The 21,011-nt window shown below is 76.8% G+C and carries 6 protein-coding genes; all 6 read left to right on the top strand.

The features are described from left to right. The first annotated feature begins 26 nt into the window (after positions 1–26). Genes CS0771_RS23775 through CS0771_RS23750 form a run of 6 tightly spaced genes read left to right on the top strand, consistent with a single transcriptional unit; the run spans position 27 to position 20,951 of the window. A complete protein-coding gene (locus CS0771_RS23775; protein WP_212843062.1) occupies positions 27–674 on the top strand; it encodes a hypothetical protein in 648 nt (215 codons plus the stop codon). Further along, entirely contained in the window at positions 671–10,549 is a 9,879-nt protein-coding gene (locus CS0771_RS23770; RefSeq protein ID WP_212843061.1) for a DUF6603 domain-containing protein, read from the top strand. The genes CS0771_RS23775 and CS0771_RS23770 overlap by 4 nt, the downstream gene beginning before the upstream one ends. Then, the gene (locus tag CS0771_RS23765; RefSeq protein ID WP_212843060.1) at positions 10,536–12,479 is read left to right on the top strand and encodes a hypothetical protein; all 1,944 of its coding nucleotides are present in this window, start codon (positions 10,536–10,538) and stop codon (positions 12,477–12,479) included. The genes CS0771_RS23770 and CS0771_RS23765 overlap by 14 nt, the downstream gene beginning before the upstream one ends. Continuing rightward, complete coding sequence (locus CS0771_RS23760; RefSeq protein WP_212843059.1) at positions 12,476–13,441, top strand: hypothetical protein; 966 nt, start codon at positions 12,476–12,478, stop codon at positions 13,439–13,441. The genes CS0771_RS23765 and CS0771_RS23760 overlap by 4 nt, the downstream gene beginning before the upstream one ends. After that, positions 13,441–17,220 carry a hypothetical protein gene (locus tag CS0771_RS23755; protein ID WP_212843058.1) on the top strand — a complete coding sequence of 1,260 codons (3,780 nt, stop codon included), beginning with the start codon at positions 13,441–13,443 and terminating at the stop codon, positions 17,218–17,220. Before CS0771_RS23760 ends, CS0771_RS23755 begins: the two co-directional genes overlap by 1 nt. Next, positions 17,217–20,951 carry a hypothetical protein gene (locus CS0771_RS23750; RefSeq protein WP_212843057.1) on the top strand — a complete coding sequence of 1,245 codons (3,735 nt, stop codon included), beginning with the start codon at positions 17,217–17,219 and terminating at the stop codon, positions 20,949–20,951. The genes CS0771_RS23755 and CS0771_RS23750 overlap by 4 nt, the downstream gene beginning before the upstream one ends. Positions 20,952–21,011: the final 60 nt, after the last annotated feature.

Raw genomic sequence — 21,011 nt, 5'->3', positions numbered from 1 at the left:
GCTACGGGGCAGGGGGTCGAGTCGTCATGACGGAGGCCGAACGGCCGCAGCACCATCCCGACCAGGTGGGGGCACAGGTCCTCGGGGTCGCGATGGCGCACACCGACTGGTTCCACGCGCTGGACCGCGGCGTCTACCTGGTCGCGGGCCGGCCCTCGCCCCGGCAACTGCGGGTGCCCGTCGGCGACGCGCAGCGGCTGCTGCGCCAGACCGCGCGGGTGGTGGCCGACGTGCCCGCGAAGGGCTCCGGCGACGTGGTGTGGACCGCCGGGGTCAGCGAGCTGCTGGTGCGTACCGGTGCCCTGGAGCTGACCTGCGAGTCCGGTGTGGTGACCGTCGGGGTGCCGGTCGCCTGCGACCAGCTGCGCAAGGGCGCCGTGGTCGGGGTCCCGTTCGCCGTGGGCAGCGAGAAGGCCCCCGCCGGCCTGGTGATGTCCACGCTGGCCCGCCCGAGCGGCCCGGCGGTCGTGGTGGCCGGGTGGGGCGAGGCGATCACCGCGTTCGCGTGGGAGGCGCTGGTGCACCTGGCGCAGTCGCTGTGCGCGGCGACCGGCGCCGACACCGCGGGCGACCCGCTGGTCCCCGGGGCGATCGGCGCGGCCCGCGACGTGCTGCTGCTGCAGCCGATGGCCCGCCACCGCGCGCCCGAACCCGTGAAGCGAGGCCACCGGTGACCGTCAGCTCCGACACCCTCGGCTCCTTCGGCGACCTGGCCAAGGCGCTGGGCATCGTCGAACCGGGCGGCGGTGCGAACGCGTCCTGGTTCACCGACCCGGTCGGCGGGTCCGGCAACCCGCACGGGCTGAGCGACCTGCTCGCCGACGACGACCAGCGCCGGGCGCTGCTCGGGTTCGTCGACGGCGTCCTCGGGCCGCCGGACCGGGCGGTGCGCGGCGGGCAGACCTGGGTGCCGCTGTTCGCCGAGACGGACCCGCACGTGACGGTCTTCGCCGTCGTCGAGGAGCTCGAGGGGTTCGTCCACCTCGGCGCGGGCCTGGAGCACGACACCAGCGACGGCACGCCGCGGGTCGCCACCCGGGTGCACGTGCCGATCTTCCGGTTCGCCCGCGGCGACGCCGACGCCCCGGCCGACGACACGCTGCCCGGCTGGCTGCTGCTCGGCCGGGCCGGCGGCCGGATCTCGGTCGGGGTCGAGGCGGTGTTCACCGACACCGCCCCGGCGGCCGGGGCCGCGTCGCTGGGCGGCCTGTCGCTGACCCTCGGCGTGCCCACGGCCGCCGGGGACGATCTGTCGGTCGCGGTCGAGCTGCGCGACCTGCAGCTGCCCGGCGCGCCGGCGCCCCGGACGTTCACGCTGGACGCGCACAGCCTCGACGAGCTCGGCTCCGACGTGTTCGAGCTGGTGGCGGGTCTGGTGCGGGCGCAGGCCGAGGCGCTGGACCTCAGCCGCCCCGAGCTGCGGGCGTTCGCGGCCGTGGCCGGGCTGGCCGGGATGCGGCAGGTCGACGACCTGCCGCCGCTGCCGCTGGCCGAGCTGCCCACCGCCGGGATCAGCGCGCTGGTCGGCTGGGTGGAGCAGGTGCTGGCCGCCGAACCGGCGCGCCGGGCCTGGCTGGGCCAGCTCGCGCTGCTGATCGACGGCACGGTCGACAGCGGCGGGCAGGCGGTGACCAAGGCGTTCGGGCCCGCGCGGTTCGCGCTCGGGGTGCGGGTGCAGCCCGGCACCGGCGGGCACCCGGTCCTGGTGCCCTGGGTGGAGCTGGCCCTGCAGACCCGGACGGGGGTACGCGCGCGGCTGGCCGCCGACGTGCTGCGCGCCGACACCGGCACCGGGGCGGTGACCGCGCTGCCCGACGCACGCCTGGAGGCGGTATTCGGCGCCGACGCGGGCGGCACGGCGCTGCTGCCGGGCACCGACCCGCACGTCGGCAGCCTGCACACCGGGGTGCGCCGGGACGCCACCGGCCGCCCCGCGTTCACGCTCACCCTGCAGGACGTGCGCGTCGGTGGGCGTACCCACCCGCTGCTGGACCTGTCCTCGCCGCAGGCCGCCGTCGAGGCCGCCGAGAGCGTCGTCGAGGGCGCGATCGCCGCGGCCGTCGCCGCACTCGGCCCGTTCGGCGCGGCGGTCAACCGGCTGCTGGGCCTGGACCCGCCGGCCGGGGTCACCGGCCTGGACGTGACCGGGCTGCTGGCCGACCCGCTGGCCGAGGTGCTGCGGTACTGGCGGGACCTGTCCGCCGCCCCGGCCGCGATCGCCGACGTGCTGGGCCACCTGCGCCACCTGCTCACCGGAGCCGCCGTCGCCGCCGTGCCCGGCGCGGGCACCGCGGCCGACCCGTGGCGGGTGCGGCTGGCCGCCGGGCTCGACCTGCGCCTGAGCCGCACCGGTGACGTGCTGCTGGCCGACCTTGCCGGGTCGGTGCGCACGCCGGTGCTCGGCGAGTTCGAGGCCGCCGCCACGGTCGGGCTGAGCCTGCTGCGGCTGGACCTGGCCGCCCGCACCGTCGTGTTCGCCGGGCAGGTGCACGGCACGCTGAGCCTGGCCCGCGCCGACGGGCAGCCCGCCCGGCTGCGGCTGGCCGGGCTGAGCCTGGAGGCCGAGCGGATCGCCGCGACGGTGAGCTGGGCCGCCGGGCGCGGGCTGCGCGGCGTGCTGGCCGCCGACGGGCTGGCCGTGGTGCTGGAGCGCGGGCAGGGGCTGCGGGTGCCGTTCTCGCTGCCCACCCTGGACGACGCGGGGCGGCTGACCCTGCCGGCGCCGGACTGGGACGCCGTCGAGCGGGTGCTCGCCGTGCTGCTGGCCGAGCTGCGGGTCCCGGCCGTGGACGCGGTCGTCGGGCTGCTGGGCTGGCACGGCGCCGGCGCGCGCCTGTCGCTGCGCGGGCTGCTGGGCGGCGACCCGCGCGCGGCGGTCGAGGCGTGGCTGGCCGACCTGGTGCTCGACTGCGGCCGGGTCCGGGCCGCGCTCGGCCCGGTGGCCGCGCTGCTGTCGGGGCTGCGCATCACCGCGCCGTACGGCAGCGGCACCGCGCGCAGCCCGTACCGGTGCCCCGTCGCGGGTGAGCCGAGGGCGCCGGGGCTGGCGGTGTGGCTGGATCCGGGGTGCGCCCCGGTGGCCGCGGTCGCCCCGGCGATCGGGCACCTCACCGCGGGGCTGGCCCCGGATGCCGCGACGGTGGTGGCGGTGCTGCGCGACGCGGCGTACAACCTGCCCGACGTCGCCGACCTGCTCGTCGGCCGCGACTCCCTGGCCACCGGGTTCGAGCTGCTGACGGCCCGCTGGGCGGGCACCGACGGCCTGGTCGGGATGCCCTCGGCGCTGCCCGACGGGGTCGCGGGCACCGTCCTGGCCGGACTGGGCTACGCCGAACTAGTCGCCTTCGGCGGCGCGGGCCTGCTCGTCGGCGAGGTCGCCGCGTCCCTGCCCGCCGCCGTGCTGCACGTGGGTTGCGAGCCGAGCTGGACCACCGACCGCCCCGCGGGCAGCGCGTTCGACCGCTCGGCCGCCGACCCGGGCGACCCGGCGACCGTGCCGGCCACCGGCGGTGGCACCTGGTTCGTGCGCCTGCCCACCCCGACGGCCGCCGCGATGGCCCGCCCGGACCGCGGCGGCGTCGGCGAGCAGGCGGCCCGCCTGGCCGCGGTGCTGGCCGGGCGCACGGCACCGGTGACGGTGGTCGCGTACGGGGCCTGCGGCGCGGCCGCGATCCGGGCCGCCGCCACGCTGACGGCGGTCACCGAGGTGATCACGGTCGGCACGCCCTGGTCGGCGGTGGCCGTGGACAGCCTGCGGACCGGGCTGGGCGGCGACGCGCTGCGGCTGCTGGGGCGGCTGCGCCGGGCCGAGACACCGAGCTGGCCCGAGATCATGATCGCGCACCAGCTGACGGCCGGGATGCAGGTCGCGGGGCTGATCGAGCGGTCGGCCGGGCCGGTCGACCTGCCGTCGGCCGCCGCCGAGACGCGCCGCACGGGACTGTCGGTGCGGGCCGTGTTCGGCGCGCTCGACGCCGAGACGCTCGCCTACGGGCTCGGCGCGTACGTCGCCGACGGCATCTCGGCCCGCCTGGAGGCCGCCGCGGCGGCCGAGTTCGCCGCCGGGCCGGTGACCGCCCTGCACGTCGGGGTGGACCTGCCCGTGATCGACCTGGACCTGGACCGGCTGCTGGTCGGGGTCGGCGCGACCGTCGAGCTGTGCCGCATCGGCCGCTCGGACGGCGGCGTGTCGGCGCAGCTGGTCCGCGGCGTGATCGTGGACGTGCACCTGGGCGTGCACGACGGCTGGCTGGTCGGCGGGCCCGGCACGGCCGGCGACCCCGAGGTGCGGTGGATGTCGGCACGGATCGAGGTGCCGCTGGACGGGCGCCCCGGGGACGCGGAGCTGGTGCTGCACGAGGCGCGCGGGCTCGGCATCGACCGGGAGCGGTGGGTGGTGCGCGCCGACCCGGCCGGGGCGGCGTTCGACGTCACCGCCGACCAGCTCACCGGGGCCGTGCCCGAGGTGCGGGTGCTGGTCGGCGAGGTGCTGGGCCGGCTGCGGGCCGCGTCGGCGGACCTGGGGGCGCTGCTGGGCCTGCTCGGTGTGATGCGCGCGGGCGGGCTGGACCCCGACGGCCTGGACCGGCTGCTGCACGACACCGCGGCGACGGTGCGGGCGGCGGTCGCCGCCGCGCCCGCCGAACTGGCCGCGCACCTGCGGGAGCTGATACCGGCGTGTACCGGGACCGGGGCCGCGCTGGCGTGGACGGTCGGCCCGGCCACGGTCGGCGGCGACCTGGCCATCGGTGGCCTGAACATCGGCTGGCGGCTGGCCGAGCCGGGCCTGCCGGTGATCGAGGCGACCGTCGCGATGACCGCGGCGGGCGCGACGGCGACGGCGTCGCTGGGCGAGCTCGACCCGCACACCGGCGGGCTGCGGCTGGTGGCCCGGACGGCACCGGCGGCCGCGGTCGAGGTGCAGTGGGGGGTGCCGAACGCGGCGGCGCGCACGGTCGCGCTGCTGCCCGGGCCGGACGCCGCCGGGCTGCGGGACCTGGCCGTGGTGCTGGTGCCCGCGGTCACCGGGCAGGCGGTGCTGACCGCGCTGCGCGCGGCGGTGTCGGCCGAGGCCCGCCCCGCCCTCGACGTGGCGCTGGACGCGGTCGGTCTGCTGACCGGCCCGGATCTGTACGGTGGCCGCGACGTCGTCGTGCCGGTGGGCCTGGTGGCCGACCCGGGCGGGTGGCTGCGGCAGGCGAGCGCCGGGTGGCGGACCAGCCCGGCCGCGAGCGCGGTCGCGCTGCTGGACGCGCTGGCGCCGCTGGTGGCGCCAGGTCGCGGGTCGGCGGCCGGGTGGCCGATCGCCGACGGGGTGACGGTGTCCTACCGGGTGGAGTCCGACCGGTTGCGGCTGCTGCTGGACGTGGCGCTGCGGACCGTGTCGGGCTCGACGGTGGTGACCGCGCACCTGGCCGGCGGGCTGCTGGTCGGCGGCGACGGGCTGCCGCAGCCGGTGGTGTCGGGCAGCGTCGACGTCGACGGGCGCGGGCTGCGGCTGTCGGTCGATCCGGGGGTACGGCTGGAGCTGCTGCGCCCGGCCCCGGCGGCGGCGCTGACGCTGTACCCGGACGGGCCCGGCCTCGGGCAGGCCCTGTCGGCGATCGGCGAGACGGTGCTGCCGCCGGTGCTCAACGCCCTGGCCGGGCACCGCACCGACGGCACCGCCTCGGTGCTGCGCGACGTCGGCCGGGCCGTGTACGACCTCGGCGGCGCCCTGGACCTGCGCGAGGGCACCGCGTTCACCGGCGCGCGGATCAGCGCGTTCGCCGCCGACCCGGCCGCGGCGCTGACCGCCCGGCTGCCGCAGCTGATCACCAGCGCGGTGGCGAGCCTGGCCGCCGCGCTGGACCCGGCGCACACCCTGGTCACCGTCACCGGTCCGGCCGGCAACGTGGTGACGCTGGGCTTCGGCACCGGGCAGCCGGTGCACCTGGTCCTCGACGCGAGCGGGCCGCTGCCCGCGGTCGAGCTGCGTGCCGACGTCGCGATCGTCGGGGTCGGGCATTTCGTCCTGGAGCGGCTGCGCCTGTCGGCCGCCGGGGTGGACGTGGCGGTCCGGCTCGGACCGGTCGTCGCCGACGTGGGCCCGTTCGCGCTGCGCCCGCTGCTGCTGGTGCGCGCCGGTTCGGCCGCGGGCGGCAGCCGCCTGGCCGGGCTGGGCCTGGCCCTGGACGACGCCGGGACGCGCAGCGTGCAGGTCCGGTGGGCGCTGGACGCGAGCGCGCCGACCCTGGCCGCGGTGACGGTGTCGACCGGCGGGGAGAGTGTCGGCGACGCCGCGCAGGCGGCGCTGTGGCTGCTGGCGCAGGCGGTGTCGCTGGCCGGCGGGGTCGCGGTGCAGCAGCTGCGTACGGTGCTGACGCCGCGCGCGATCGCCTGCCTGCGCGGGGTGGTGTTCACCGACGCCGACGGCTCGACGCAGATCGACCCGGGCCTGGCGCTGGACCTGCTGGCGCCCGACGCGCTGCTGGCCCGGCTCAAGCGGCTGGTGTGGAACGCCGCCGCCGGACCGGGGTTGACCCTCACCATCGACGGCGTGGTCACGGTCGGGATCACCGGCAGCGACCACGACGGCACCCGGTCGCTGGGCGTGAACGTCTCGCTGGCCGCCGGACGCCGGTTCACCATCGCCGACGGCGACACCAAGGTCGAGCTGGAGGTCGACGCGTCGTGGGTGCAGGCCGAGGTCGCCCCCGGCCTGACCGTGTACGTGCTGGCGGGCACGTCGGCGGCGACGCTGGAGATCGTCCCGGCGGTGTCGGTTTCGGGCCTGGGCCTGCGCTTCACCAAGACCAGCGGCCCGCTGCTGGCACTGGGCGGGGTGTCCCTGGACGCGATCGCCGTGCACGCCTACGGCGAGGCCTCCCCCGCGGGGATCGGCGGCGGCGTGCAGGTGGAGCTGGCCGGGCTGGCGATCTCCCCCGGCGGGTCCGGCGGCGGCAACAGCGTCGCCAACGGCATCCTGTCCGACGCGGGCGCCGCCGGCCAGGGCAGCCGCCCGGCGTTCTCGCCGTCGCTGGCCATCCAGCAGCGGCCCGGGCACAGCCTCGCGGTGTCGCTGCGGGCCGGGCCGCCGCCCGGACCGTGGTGGATCCTGGTGCAGCGCCAGCTCGGGCCGCTCTACCTGGAGCGGGTCGGGTTCGGCAGCGTCGAGGTCGACGGCGAGGTCCGCAGCATCTCGCTGCTGTTCGACGGCCGGGTGTCGATCTTCGGGTTGACCGCGGCGGTGGACCAGCTGTCGCTGACCTGGCTCGGCGGCGACGTGCTGGACCTGTCGCACTGGGCCGCGGACCTGATGGGCCTGGCCGTGTCGGCGGACCTGTCCGGGGTGTCGCTGTCGGGCGGCATGCTCAAGACGATCGGCCCGCCGCGCGATCCGCTGCCGCCCGGCGCCACGGCCACCGGCCCGGTGTCGTACGTCGGCATGCTGCTGGGCCGGTTCGGGGTGTACGGCCTGTCGGTGTTCGGCGGCTACACCGACGACGCGGGCAACCCGTCGTTCTTCGTGTTCGGGGCGCTCAACGGCCCGATCGGCGGCCCGCCGGCGTTCTTCCTCACCGGCATCGGCGGCGGCCTGGGCATCAACCGCGGCCTGCGCATCCCCGACGACGTGGCCCGGTTCGCGGAGTTCCCGTTCATCCAGGCGCTGGACCCGGCCGCCCGGCCGCCCGCCGACCCGATGGCGGAGCTGCGGCGGCTGACCGACTACTTCCCGGCCCAGCGCGGCAACTTCTGGTTCGCGGCCGGGATCAGCTTCAACTCGTTCAGCCTGGTCGACGGCATCGCGGTGGTGGCGGTGTCGTTCGGCGACGGGCTGGAGATCAACCTGATGGGGCTGGCGCGCATGGCGCTGCCCCGCCCGCAGGCGCCGCTGGTCTCGATCGAGCTGGGGCTGCTGGCCCGGTTCTCCACGCGCGAGGGCCTGTTCATCATCCGGGCCGCGCTGACCGACAACTCGTGGCTGCTGTACCCGGAGGTCCGGCTCACCGGCGGGTTCGCGTTCGCGACCTGGTGGAAGGGGCCGCTGTCGGGGCAGTTCGTGCTGACCCTGGGCGGCTACCACCCGGACTTCCACCGCGACGGCTACCCGGACGTGCCGCGGCTCGGGCTGATGTGGCGCATCTCCGACGCCATCGTGATCAAGGGCGGGGTGTACTTCGCGCTGACGTCCGAGGCGCTGATGGCGGGCGTGGACGTCGAGGTGAGCGCCGACTTCGGCTGGGCGTGGGCGCGGATCGCGTTCGGCGCGCACGGGATCGTCTACTTCGACCCGTTCTGGTTCGAGGTCATGGCGTACGCCCGCATCTCGGCCGGGATCGAGATCGACACCTGGCTCGGGACGATCAGCTTCAGCATCTCGCTGGGCGCCCGGATCAAGGTGTGGGGGCCGGACTTCTCCGGCGAGGCCACCCTCGAGGTCGGGCCGTGCAGCTTCACCGTCGGGTTCGGCAGCGAGCGCCGGGTCGAGCCCCGGACGCTGGCGTGGTCGGAGTTCGTCGCCAAGTACCTGGAGGACGCGGGTGGCGGGCGGGCGCGGGCGCTGTCGGCGATCACCGGGCAGGGCTCGCTGCCCGCGGCGACCGGCGGGGACCGGGCCGCGCCGACGCCTGACGGCAGCAGCGAGCGGCCCTTCGAGGTGTACGCCGAGTTCGAGCTGACCTTCGTCACCACCATCCCGATGTCCGCGATCGACGTCGGCCTGGCCTCGGGGCCGGTGCCGGTGCCGGTGACCCGCTCCGACGGTGCGGTGGTGCCGCTCGGCCTCAAGCCGATGAAGGCCGCCGACCTCAGCTCGGTGCTCGCCGTCCGGCTGGAGCAGCGCACGGCCGGCGGCTGGGCGCCGCTGCCCGCGCCGCTGCGCCAGATCGGCGCGAATCTGGCCGCCCCGGCGCCGACCGAGCGGGGCAGCAGCTACACCCGCGACGCGTACCCGATCGGCGCCTGGGGCCAGCCGGAGCTGAGCGGCCTGGACGCCGCGCCGCTGCCGCAGGGCGATGTGATCAACGCGGGCAACCAGGTGCGCCTGGTCGCCGAGGCGGTGTCGATGCACCGCGGGCCCGAGATCGACTACTACCGGGTGGAGGCGTCGCGCCGGCCGCTGCCGCTGCAGGCAGGTGGCCCGACCCGGGCGACGCTGCTCAGCGACGCCGCGTCGGTGACCTCCCCGGCCGTCACCGGCGTCGCGCAGGCGCTGGAGGCGGCGCAGGCGCAGCTGTTCGGGGCACCCGCGCCCACGGCGGCCGGGCTGCTGCCGACCGGGGCGCGCAGCGCCCTGGCGCGGGCGTCGTACCGGGGTGAGGTCGCCGCGCCGCCGCTGTTCGGCACCCTCGCCGACGGCCTGGCCGCCGCCAACGGCACCGACGCCACCGCGGCCCGCGTCGCGCCGCCCGCCGGGCCCGCGGTACGGATCGACCGGGCACCGGTCGTGGCCGGTTACCTCACCGCCGGGGCCGGGGCCGCCGCCCGCGCCGCGGCCACCACCGTCGCCGACCGCACCCTGCCGCGGCGCACCGCGCCGACGCTGGACGCGGCCCGGGTCCGGCTGGCCACGCAGCTGCCGGTCGAACTGCACCTGGCGGCCGCGCCAGCGGTGACCCGCGACGGCACCCTGGCCGCGGTCGAGGTGCCGCGAACGGTCGTGCCCGGCACCGCCCGCTCCTACCGCTACGGCACCAGCAGCCTGTCCCGCCTGGTCGGCGGCCTCACCTCGGCCGCACCAGCCGCCGCGCACAACGAGCTGCGTCGGGCCGCACCGGCTCCGGCCGGGCAGTTGCTCGGGTCCGGGGACGTGGTCGTCCTGACGTTCCCGGATGCGTCGACCGCGACCGGTGGCGGCGTGCTGACCGTCGACGGGCGGGCCCGGATCACCGTCCTGAACGGCGGCGGTGACGTGCTCGCCGACGTCGACGCGCACGGGCCGGTCCCGGTCGCGGCCACGGCGGCGCTGATCGCGGTGCAGGCCGACGGGACCACCGCCGTCGCGGAGGGCCTGGCCGGATGGCATGCCCGGTCGCGGATCTGTGCGCTGGGCGCGCACGCGGCGCTGGCCGCCGGATGTGTGCTCACCAGCGACGGCCTGCCCAACGGGCGGGGCATGCGCTGGAGCACCGCCGCCGACCTGCTCGACGGCGCCGCGTCGTCGCTGACCCGCTTCCCCGGCCCGGTCCGCACCGTCGCGGTGGTGGTGGAGGCCGCCGCCGCCGACCGGCTCGACGGCCTGGCCCTGGAGCTGACCGGCGCCCGCCGCGCCCGCGACGGCCGGGGCCAGACCCCGCCGACCGTGATCCACAACGGCGGGCAGTCGGTGCTGCTCTATCCCGTCGAGCCGGCACAGGGCCCGGTCGGGGTGCGGGTCCGCGCCGGCGGCGACTGGCAGGTCACCGGCGTGCTCGGCGGCGAGCGCGACCCCGCCGCCGTCGCCGCGATCCTGGTCCGCCAGGGCCTCGTCGCGGCGACCGCGCGCCTGCTCACCCCGGGCGGCGACGGCTGCCGGGTCACCTGGACCGCCCTCGACCAGCAGCAGGAGGTGCCGTATGACCGTCGGTGAGGGCAAGTTCGTGCTGTACTCGCGGATCGAGCCGCCGCTGCAGGCCGGTGACTACCGGTTCACCGCGAGCCAGAACCTGAGCACTTCCGGCCACGACGGCGACGACCTGCCCGCCGACGAGCTGCCCGTCGACGAGCTGCCGACGTACGTGACGGTCCGGTCCCCGCGGTACGCGCTGCCGCCCGACCAGGTGCTGTCGACCTATCCGCCCGCGGGCGGCGAGGGCTCCTACGGGTCGCGGCTGCCGCAGGTGGTGATCCGCCGCCGCACCCTGCCGTGGGAGCGGCTGGTGGAGACCGGGGTGCCCGCGTCGACGCCGTGGCTGGCGCTGGTGCTCATCGCCGAGGGCGAGGCCGAGCTGAAGCTGAACCAGCCCACCGCCCAGTGCGTGACCCCGGGCGTGCACCTGACCGGCAAGGCCGACGCGGAACTGGGCAACTACCTGCTCATCCGCAAGTCGATGGTGGACCGGATCTTCCCGACCCGCAGGGACGTGCCGCTGCTGGCGCACGCCCGCGAGGTCGACATCCACGACACCGAGCTGATGATGGGCGACGACGACGGGTTCCTGGCGGTCGTCATCGCCAACCGGCTGCCGCTGCCGGGCCGCGACGAGCACGGCGAGGCCGTACCGGTGAAGTATCTGGCCTGCCTGGTGAACCTGGAGGGCCAGTTCACGAAGCTGCTGCCGGAGGCGCCGCCGCCGCGCAGGTTCACCCTGTCGCCCGTCGCCGTGGCGGCGACCGCGGTCAGCGAGGCGGCCTGGGACCACCTGCGGATGGGCACCACCGCGACCGCCGCCCCCACGGGCGCGGCCGCGGTGGCCGAGACGCCGGTGTTCGGCACCGAGCCGACGCTGTTCCTCGGCTCCGGAACCGGTTCCGCTGCGGTCGCGCACCCGTCGACCGGGCCGGTCACCGCGACGCCGAGCGCCGCCGCGGCACCCTACAGCGCGTCGGCGACCTGGGGTCTGGCGTCGGCGGCACGCGCACACGCCGAGGTGTACGCCGAGATGGCCGCCCCGTTCGCGCACACCGCCGCCGAGATCGGGGTGAAGGTCCCCCTCGACCCGGCGCTGCGGTTCCCGGTGCTGCTGCACTGGAGCTTCACCTCCTACGGCGCCACCACCTTCCGCAGTCTGATGGAGGGCCTGGACTCGGGGCTGCTCGGCACGGTCGCCGACACCCCCGCCGAACCCGCCGGCCGGCCGCCGCTGGAGGTCGTCGAGACCGGCCACACCGGCCTGGCCCACCGGCTGCGCCGCGGCGACGAGGTCCGCTCCTGGTATCGCGGCCCGCTGGTGCCGCACCCCACCGCCGACCCGCCCGGCGGCCGCCTGCCGCTGGCGCACGCCGCCGACCAGCTGCGCATCGTCGTCCCCGACGGGCGCGAGGACATCTCGCTGGCCGCGGCGTTCGAGATCGGACGGCTGCTGGCCCTGGCCCGGCCGTCGATGGTCGCCGCGCTGATGCGCTGGCGCCAGGGCGGCTACCAGTACCACCGCCGCAGCACCGGCTGGGCGCAGCTCGCCCCGTTCCTGAGCAGCCTCGGCGTCGGCGGGGCCGTCGACGCCCGGATCGGGGCCGCGCTGGGCCGGGCGCTGGCCGGGGCGGTGGCGCAGCGGCCGCACGACTTCCTCGGCGACCCCCGCCCGCTGGTCGACGCCGGGCGGCCGCTGGTGCTCGACGCGGCACCGCACACGGTGCTCGCGGCCGGGTTCGGGCTGGCCGCCGGGATGCTCGGCGGCGACCCGGCGGCCGTGCTGGACCGGCTGCGCGAGCACCCGGTGCTCACCGCCGGCGACCAGGCGGTCGCGGCCACGGCGATCAGGACCGCGCTGGCCGACACGCTCGCCCTGCGCCGCGACGCCCTGATCGCTGACACCCTCAGTCCCCGCGTCGACACCCACCCGACAGAGGCGCCCCGATGAACCTGGACAAGCAGGCCCTGCTGACCGACCTGCCGCTGGCCCTGGCCGTGCAGCCGCCGGTGGTGCTGGCCGACACCGACGACGGCGACGGCGCCATCCCCGCCGAGCTGCGCGAATGGCTGGTGCGGCTGCGGCTGCTCGACGGGGTGCCGTTCGCGTACCTGGTCGCCGACAGCGAGCTGCTGCCACCGGAGTCGATCCGCTGGTTCTACGTGGACCGGCGCTGGACCGACGCGCTGGTGCAGGGCGCGCTGGCGGTCGGCACGGTCAACAGCGACGACCGCACCCAGCTCACCGCCCAGTACCCGGGGGTGCGCGACGAGCTGGACCAGGAGGAGCGCAACCTGCGGCGGCGCCAGGGCACCCGGCGCTACGCCGGGGCGGCCGGGCCGATCAGCGGGTTCCTGCTGCGCTCGCGGGCGGTGTCGGGCTGGCCCGCGCTGCACGTGCGGGCGTTCAGCGTCGAGCCGGAGGGCGGCGACACCGCCCGGATCCCCGAGGACGGGCCGGGCCGGATGCGGCTGCTGCGCCTGGAACGGCTCGCTCCGGCGGTGCTGCTGTGCCTGTTCGACGGGGTGCCGACGGTGGTGCACGTGGAGGAGCCCCGGCAGGGGGTGCAGTTCGGGTTCGACGCGACCGGCGAGGACGACCAGGTGCGGGCGACGCTGCGTCCCCGCGACGCGACCACGTTCGAGTACCTGTCCGGCCCGGCGGTGGACGTGCCGTTCCGGGCCGGGGCGCCGGGGGTGGTCGACATCCAGCAGCTGGAGCGCTCGCTCGCGACCCGGGTCGGCAGCGGTGCCGCCGACGGGCTGGACAGCTCCGAGTACGCGCTGCAGCTGGTCCGGTTCCCGTTCCGGCAGGTGTTCGGCGATCCGGCGCACACGCCGGTGACGCACGTGTTCCGGCCGACGATCTCGTACGAGACCATGGTGACCAGCGTGTTCCGGGTGGGTGGCTGATGGCGGCGATCGACCCGAGGCTGGCCGCCAAGGCGGTCTTCGACACCCGCTACGCCGACCTGGTCCGGTCCGGGGTGGACGCGGCCGGCATGCACACCTGGGACCCGCACCTGTCCCGGCGCACCCGCGTGCTCGTGCCCGTCGACGTGCAGGCCTATGTGGCCGTGCCCGGCGGGGAGCAGACCGTGCCGGTGACCGGCGGCCCCGACGATCCGGACCCGTTCGCCGCCGGCGCCGTCCGCCCCGACGGGGTTCACCTGCACTGGGCGCTGCCGGACGCGCTGCTGGCCGGGCGCAACGATCCAAAGACCCGCTCGCTGGTGCTGCCGCCGCTGCCGGACCGGTGGGTGGTGGTGCGGGCGCTGGCACCGCAGGGTGCCCGCCAGGTGCGGCTGCGCGGCTGGGTCATCGACGCCGCGACGGCAGCGGTGACGCCGCTGGAGTCGTACACCGGCACGCCCGGACCGGCCGGCGGGCGGGTGTACGAGCCGCTGGACGCGGCCGCGGGCGGCTCGCTGATGTGGACGGCGTCCTACACGGCCAGCGCCGACCGGTTCGCCTTCCACGACCCGCTGGCCGACCTGACCCCGGACCTGCACGCCGACCAGGCCGTGTACACGGTCGCGGGCTGGTGGAGCGACCTGGCCGCCGACCCGCTGGCCGGCGCGGCCGGGCCGGCGCGGCTGGACGCGGCGCTGGCCGCCCGGGGCTGGCGGCTGGTCCACGACGATGACGACACGGTGCTGACCGCCCCCGATCCGCGCCTGGCGCAGGTGCGCGAGGCCGCGGGCCTGACCGCCCCGGTCGACGACCCGCCGGCGAAGGTCGCCGCCGCCGACGGCGCGGCGCTGACCGGGCGCCTGGACGGCGTCGCGGTGCTCGGTTCGCTGCCCGTGTCGATGGTCGAGCAGGTCGTGGTGACCCCGGCGCTGCCCCGGTACGCGACCCTGCTGCACGGCTGCGTGCTCGGGGTGCCCGTGGCCGGGCCGCTGCCGGCCGCCGACGACCGGCCCGACCCGGCCGCGCTCGGCGTCGCGCTCGGGCAGGACCTCGACGACGTGGTGGCCGCGTTCGGCGCGGCCGTGCTCGGCCTGGACACCGCGCACCGGCGCGAGGCCGAGACGCTGGTCGCGGCGTTCACCAGCGGGCTGATCGAGCAGCTGGGCAGCCCGGACGGGCTCACCGACCTGGCCGAGCGCGAGCACGCCGACGGGTTCTGGGCGCTGCCGGGCACGCCGCTGCCCGGGGCGAAACCGGACCGGTTGCGCGGCGAGGACAGCGCCGCGGCGGGCCCGCTGACCGTGGGCCGCAAGGGCCGCGCCGCGCAGCCCTCGTCGCGGCTGGGCGCCAAACTCGACTGGCAGGTCAAGTCCGATGTGCTGCTCGGCGGGCGGGTGGACAGGCTGCGCTCGGCCCGCGCCGAGGAGGTGCGGCTGGTCACCGGTGCGCGGGAGAAGGCAGACGTGCGCGAGGTGGTGCGCCCGGCGCCGCGCTGGTTCCGGCCGCAGGCGCCGATGCTGGCGCTGCGCGGGGCCAGGCCCAGCCACCGGCACCACCACGACGGGGACTTCGACGACGGCGGGCGGCTGCGCTGCCGCTATCCGAGTGAGGCCGTCACCGCGATCGAGGGCGTGGTCACCGGCGCGGCCGTGGTGCCGTCGCTGGGCTCGGGTGCGGTGCCGGACGAGGTGCTGACCGTGGTGCGCGAGGCGGTGCTGCTCAACCCGTACGCGTACCGGTGGCTGGCCGAGGCGGGGGCGCCGCCGTCGGGCGGGGCGGGGCCGTACCGCACCCGCCTGGCCGCCGAGATGGTCCGGCTGTACGGCGCCGACGGCCGCTACGACGGCCTCAGCGGCCTCAACCTGCCCGCCGCGAGCGCCGCCGCACCGGTCTCCGGCACCTGGGCCTCGGCCCGGGACCAGGCCGTCGACCGGCAGATCGCGCAGGAACTGGCCCGGCACTCGCTGTACGTCGGCACGCCGCCGAGCCCCATCGCGATCACGACGTGGCGCCAGCCCTGGGTGCCGCTGTGGCTGGAATGGCAGGCCGTCGTCGACGGCAGCGACAGCGTGGCAGGCTGGGAGCTGTCCGACCTGGACCTGCGACCCGGCAGCGAACCGGCCATACCCGGCAACCCGGTGCGGCTGACCTGCACCGGGCGCTCGCCCATCGGCCAGGGTGCGGCCACGGCGCTGCGGGAGGGCATCCGGCGCTGGATCGAGGCCGAGCACCAGCGGGAGGCGACCGGCGGCCCGTCGGCCCTGTCCACCGCCGACGAGCTGGCCCTGCAGCGGCTGGGCGACCTGCTCGCCCCCATGGACCTGGTGTCGGCGTCGCTGGACGGCATCCGCGAGCGGCTGCTGGGCATCGACTACGTCGGGGTGGTGCGCCGGGGCACGACCGGCAAGCCGCAGGCCTCGGCGCTGCCGGTGCCGCTGTTCGGGGGCACGGTGCAGCTGGACAAGCTGCGGCTGGTGGACGCGTTCGGGCGGACGCTGGCGATCCCGGCCGAGGCGGTCGCCGCCACCGCGACCACCCTGGACCTGGCCGTGGACCTGCCCGGCGGGATGCGGCTGCGGCCCCGGCTGCAGCACAGCGCCCGCTGGCTGTTCCGGCTGGTCGACCCGGCCCAGCCCGCCGCCACCGCCCCCGGCGACCTGCACGAGGCGTACGTCGACCAGCTCGACCCGTCCGGTGGCGTGAACCCGGTCGCCGGGTTCCTGCTGCCCGACCACATCGACGAGGAGCTGGAGGCGTTCACCGTCGGCGGGCAGGCGCTCGGGCAGCTGGGCCACGACCCGGTGACCGGCGCGGTCACCTGGGAGCCCGCCCCGGGCCGGCCGCTGCCGCCCGACGCGGAGCCGCTGGCCGACCTGCCCGCGTCGGCACGGATCACCGGACAGATCGCCGCGGGGCTGGTCGTGGCCGACGCGCAGGCCCGCGCCCTGGTGCCCGCCCCGGCCGGCAGCGCGCTGACCGCGCTGCTGCGCGCCGTGGACACCACGCTGTGGACGGTCGACACGTATGCCGCGGTCGGCTCGCCGACGGTCGCGGGGCTGGTGGGACGGCCCATCGCGGTGGTGCGGGCGGTGCTGCGGCTGGACGCCCCCGACGACACGGCCGAGATCGAGGTGACCGAGCCCGGCGGTGCGGACGCCCGGCGGGCGGCGTTCGCGGCCCTGGCCGAGCAGCGGTTCGAGGTGAGCCTGGGCGAGCTGACCCGCACCGACGACGCGCTGCTGGGGTTCTACGTCGACGACGACTACTCGCGGCTGCACCTGGTCGACCGGGTCGTGGCCGCGCAGGCGCGCGAGAGCGGACGGCTGCGCGGCCACCTGGGGCTGCTCGGGGCGGTCACCACGCCCGGCCTCGATCCGCTGGCGCACCCGTACCTGGTGCCCGACGGGCAGATCACGATTCGTCCGGGGCAGACGGTGCGGCTGACGCTGCTGATGCTGCCGCTGGGCCGAGTGCACCTGACCTCCGGGGTGCTGCCCCGCAAGCACCTGTCCCTGTCCGACCACTGGGTGACGCCGGGCCTGCGGCGGCTGGTGCCGTCGGTGCGGGTCGGGCCGGTGCTGGTCGACCCGGCCGAGATCCGGCTGCCGCTGGTGAACCTGCTGGGCGACAAGCAGACGTTCACCCGGCGCACCGGCCCGCTGACCTGGCGCGACGACCCGATCGTCGCGGCGACGCAGACCGCGTACCTGCCCCGGTCGCCGCACGAGGCGCAGGAGGGCTGGATCCGGGTGACGCCCGAGGAGGAGGACCCCGCGTGAGCGAGCAGAGCCGGGAGGACCGCCGGGCGCGGCGCCGGGGGCTGGCGGCCCGCCGCGCTCAGTACAGCAGCGCGCGGCTGGGCGACTTCGACGCCGGGGCGCTGGCCGCGGCCATCGGCCGGCTGCTGGCCGGCCTGCCGCTGCCGGTCAGCCGGCACGTGCGCCGGTGGGTGCCGATCGGGCCGTCTGTGGCACGCTCCAGCGGCACCGCCAGCTACGTGCGCACCACCGGCCGGGTCCGCGACATCGCGGTCAGCCCCGACGGCACCCGCGTCTACGCGGGCACCGGCAAGGGCGGGCTCTGGTACAGCGACGACGCGGGCCAGCTCTGGCGGCCCGTCGGCGACGCCGCGGCCCGCTCGGCGGTGACCGGCGGCCCCAACTCGGCCAAGTCCTGCGGCAGCCTGCTGGTGGCCTTCGGCGCGACCGCGGCCGACGACTTCGTGATGGTGGGCACGGGCGAGTCGGGGTTCACCCGCCCCGCCCGGCCCGCCCTGGCCGGGCTGGGCGTGCTGGCCGCGCGCGGCCCGGCGGCCAGCACCGCCGCCGACCCGTGGGAGCCCGGGACCGGGCTGCCGGTGATGGAGGGCGTCAGCGCGTGGCGGATGGCCCGGCATCCCGCCGCCACGCCCGGCACCACCTCGGGCACCGCGCAGGACCGGGTGCTGGCCGCGACCACCGGCGGGCTGTTCCTGGGCACCCGGAGCACCTCGGGCGGCAGCGCCGGGTTCACCTGGGCGCTGGTGCCGTTCAGCGCCCCGTCCTACGCCAACACCCGCCCGATGGTCACCGACGTGCTGTGGCTGAGCACCTCCGATCCGTCCGGCAACGGCCGGATCGTGGTCGCGGTCGCCACCGGGGTGGAGACCCCGACGACCGAGGCGCCGCTGGGCAGCGGCGTGGCCTACAGCGACGACCTGGGTGTCTCGTTCCGCTGGGTGGGCGGGCTGGCGCCGTCGGCGACCCCGCCGGGCATCGCGGGCCGGATGAGCCTGGCCCACGCCGCCGACGGCCGCGTGTACGTCCTCGGCGACATCGTACGCAGCGCCACCGCCCCCAACGAGAACACCGTGTGGCGCATCCCGGACATGCGGGCGGCCTCCCCGGCCGCCGCCGTACTGAGCGGCACCCCGGAGGTCTGGCGGACCCACGACCACCGCAGCCAGCGCGACTACGACCAGGCCATCGCCGTCGACGTGGTGACCGCCACCGGCAACCCCGACGTCGACCGGATCTACCTGGGCGGCGCCTACGCCCAGATCCCGGTGACAACGTCGCCGGACACGCTGGTCTCGTCGCTGTGGTGCGTGGACGTGTCCGGCACGTCGCTGGTGCACGCCCCCGGCGTCTCCCCGCCCGCCGGTGGCGGGCGGCCCGCGGGGCTGATCGGCGACAACGTCCACGCCGACGTGCACTGCATCCGGCTGGCCACCGTCAACGGCGTACGGCAGGTGTGGGTCGGCTGCGACGGCGGGGTGTTCGTGTCGCCGCAGGCCGGGCGGGCCAACAGCTTCGGGCCGCGGGTGACCGGGCTGGCCGCGTTCGAGGTCAACTTCGTGACCGGGCATCCGACCAGCAGCCACTTCGGCATGGCCGGGGTGCAGGACAACGGGCGGCTGATGCGCGTGGGCGAGGTGGTGTGGGAGGACACGTTCGGCGGCGACGGCGGCGGCGTGCTGTTCCACCCGGTCCAGTCGCAGTACGTGCTGGCCCAGTACGTCAACGGGTCGTGGGAGTGCCGACCGCTCACCGGCTTCGTCGACCCGCTGGCCCGGACCGAGCGCACGCAGATCGCCAGCAACGACCGCGAGGACAGGGCCTCGGCGTTCTACTCCGGCCCGTCGGCGATCCGGCGGCAGGGCACGAGCACCGGGCGGATCGCGCTGGGCACCAACCGCGTGTGGCTGACCGACAACCTGTCGGCGCTGCCGAACAACACCTGGCGGGTGCTGCCGTTCCAGCCCGCCTCCCCGGCTCCCGTCGCCGATCCACGCCCCGGCGGCGCCGACACCATGACCGCGTTCGGCGTGCCCGGCGGCGGCACCCTCGGCCCGGTCACCGGCGGGATCGGACCGTTCGGACCCGTGCTCACCGTCAAGTGGGTGTCGGCCACCGAACTGCTGGCCCTGTTCGACAAGGGCGTGGTGCGCTGGACCCAGCACAGCTCCGGGCAGTGGAGCACCGACGTGCTGCTGACCCCCGCGCCGCTGCCGCCCCCACCGCCGGGGCCGCCGCAGCCGCGCCTGGACCTGTCGGTCACCACCCTCACCGACCTCGCGCCCATTCCGGAGACCTCCGACTTCTACCTGACCTGCACCGGCGACACGGCGACCACGCCGGGCGACACCTGCTACCGGTTCGACAACGCCACCCGCGCCTTCGTGCCCACCCAGCTGCGCCGCCAGCTGCCCGCCCCGGCCGGTGCCGCGATCGGGCCCCTCGACCCGGCGCAGGCCGTCGTCGTCGACCCCACCGACGCCAACCACGTGTACGTGGGCACCATCACCGGCGTCTGGCACGGCCAACGCAGCGGCGCCACCGTCAACTGGTTCCCGATGGTCAACGACCTGCCGCAGGCGGTCGTACAGGACCTCAGCATCTGGACCGGCAGCGCCCCCGACAGCCCGCGGCTGCTGCGCGCCGGGCTCCAGTCGCGCGGCGTGTGGGAGGTCGACCTGGCCGCCCCGCAGGAACCACCCCGCACCTACCTGCGCGTGCACTCCTTCGACAACCGCCGCCGGTTCCCGGTGCCGATGGCCAACCCGCGGGTCAGCCCGGTGCTTGCCCCGCTCACGGTCGTGGAGAGCCCCGACATCGTGGTACGGCCACAGGTGCCCGCCACCGCGCCCCGGTGGCAGTTCGGCACCGGGGCCATCACTGCCACCAGCAACTGGGGCGCCCGGCACGCCATCCCCGTCTACGAACTGTGGACGTTCCAGACCGCGTTCCGGTGGCACTTCCCGTCCGTCACCGCCGACGGCATCTGGACCGACGCGCTGGCCGACCTCATCGAGCTGCACCGGGTCCGCAACTCCCTGGGCACCGGCAAGCGCATCAACCGGGCCCTGTGGAACCTGGTCGTGGGCGGCACCCGGCTGACCACCGCCGGTGCCCTGAGCAGCGCCTCGGGCGATCCGCTCGCGGTGTACCGGGCACCGTGGCACTCCCCCGGCGCGATGAGCGCCGCCGCCACTGAACTGGACCTGATGGACCACGTGCACCCCACCCGGTCCATCGACCGGATCTGGCGCGTGTTCCGGGAGCCCAGCGTGGTCGACGTGCTGGTGCACCACCGCGACGCCCGGCCGCTGCCGGCCGGGGACGCCAAGGTGGTGCTGCTGATGCGGACCGCGCCGACCGCGGCGGCGCTGCTGGCCGCCGACGCGTCCGGGGTGCCCGGCTACATCGCCGCGGTGATCGGCGGCGGCACGCCCGCCGCACCGGCCGGGTGGCGGACGGTGCCCGCCAGCGGGACGGTGACGCATCCGCTCACGGTGGAGCTGAGCGCCCGGATGCCGCGGGCGGTGTCGATCGACGTGAACCTGTCGACCGAGCCGCTCAACGACTTCGCGGTGTTCCTCGCGGTGACGTTCTCGTCGGCCGATCAGGCCGCCGCGGCGCCGAGCCCGGCACTGCCCGCGGCCGGCAGCGTGGCCGACCTGGTGCAGCGCTGGCCATACGCGGCGATGCGCATCGTCCGCCTGGTCGACCGCCCGCCGGGCACCCCGTAGCCCGTTGTTACGGGGCGGAACGTGCCGCGAAGCTCCATGCCGATCTTGACTATCGACGTC

It is taken from the genome of Catellatospora sp. IY07-71, from assembly GCF_018326265.1.
GTDB lineage: Bacteria > Actinomycetota > Actinomycetes > Mycobacteriales > Micromonosporaceae > Catellatospora.
Note: the sequence above shows the minus strand (reverse complement) of the source record. Positions and strands in the feature narration are given on the sequence as shown.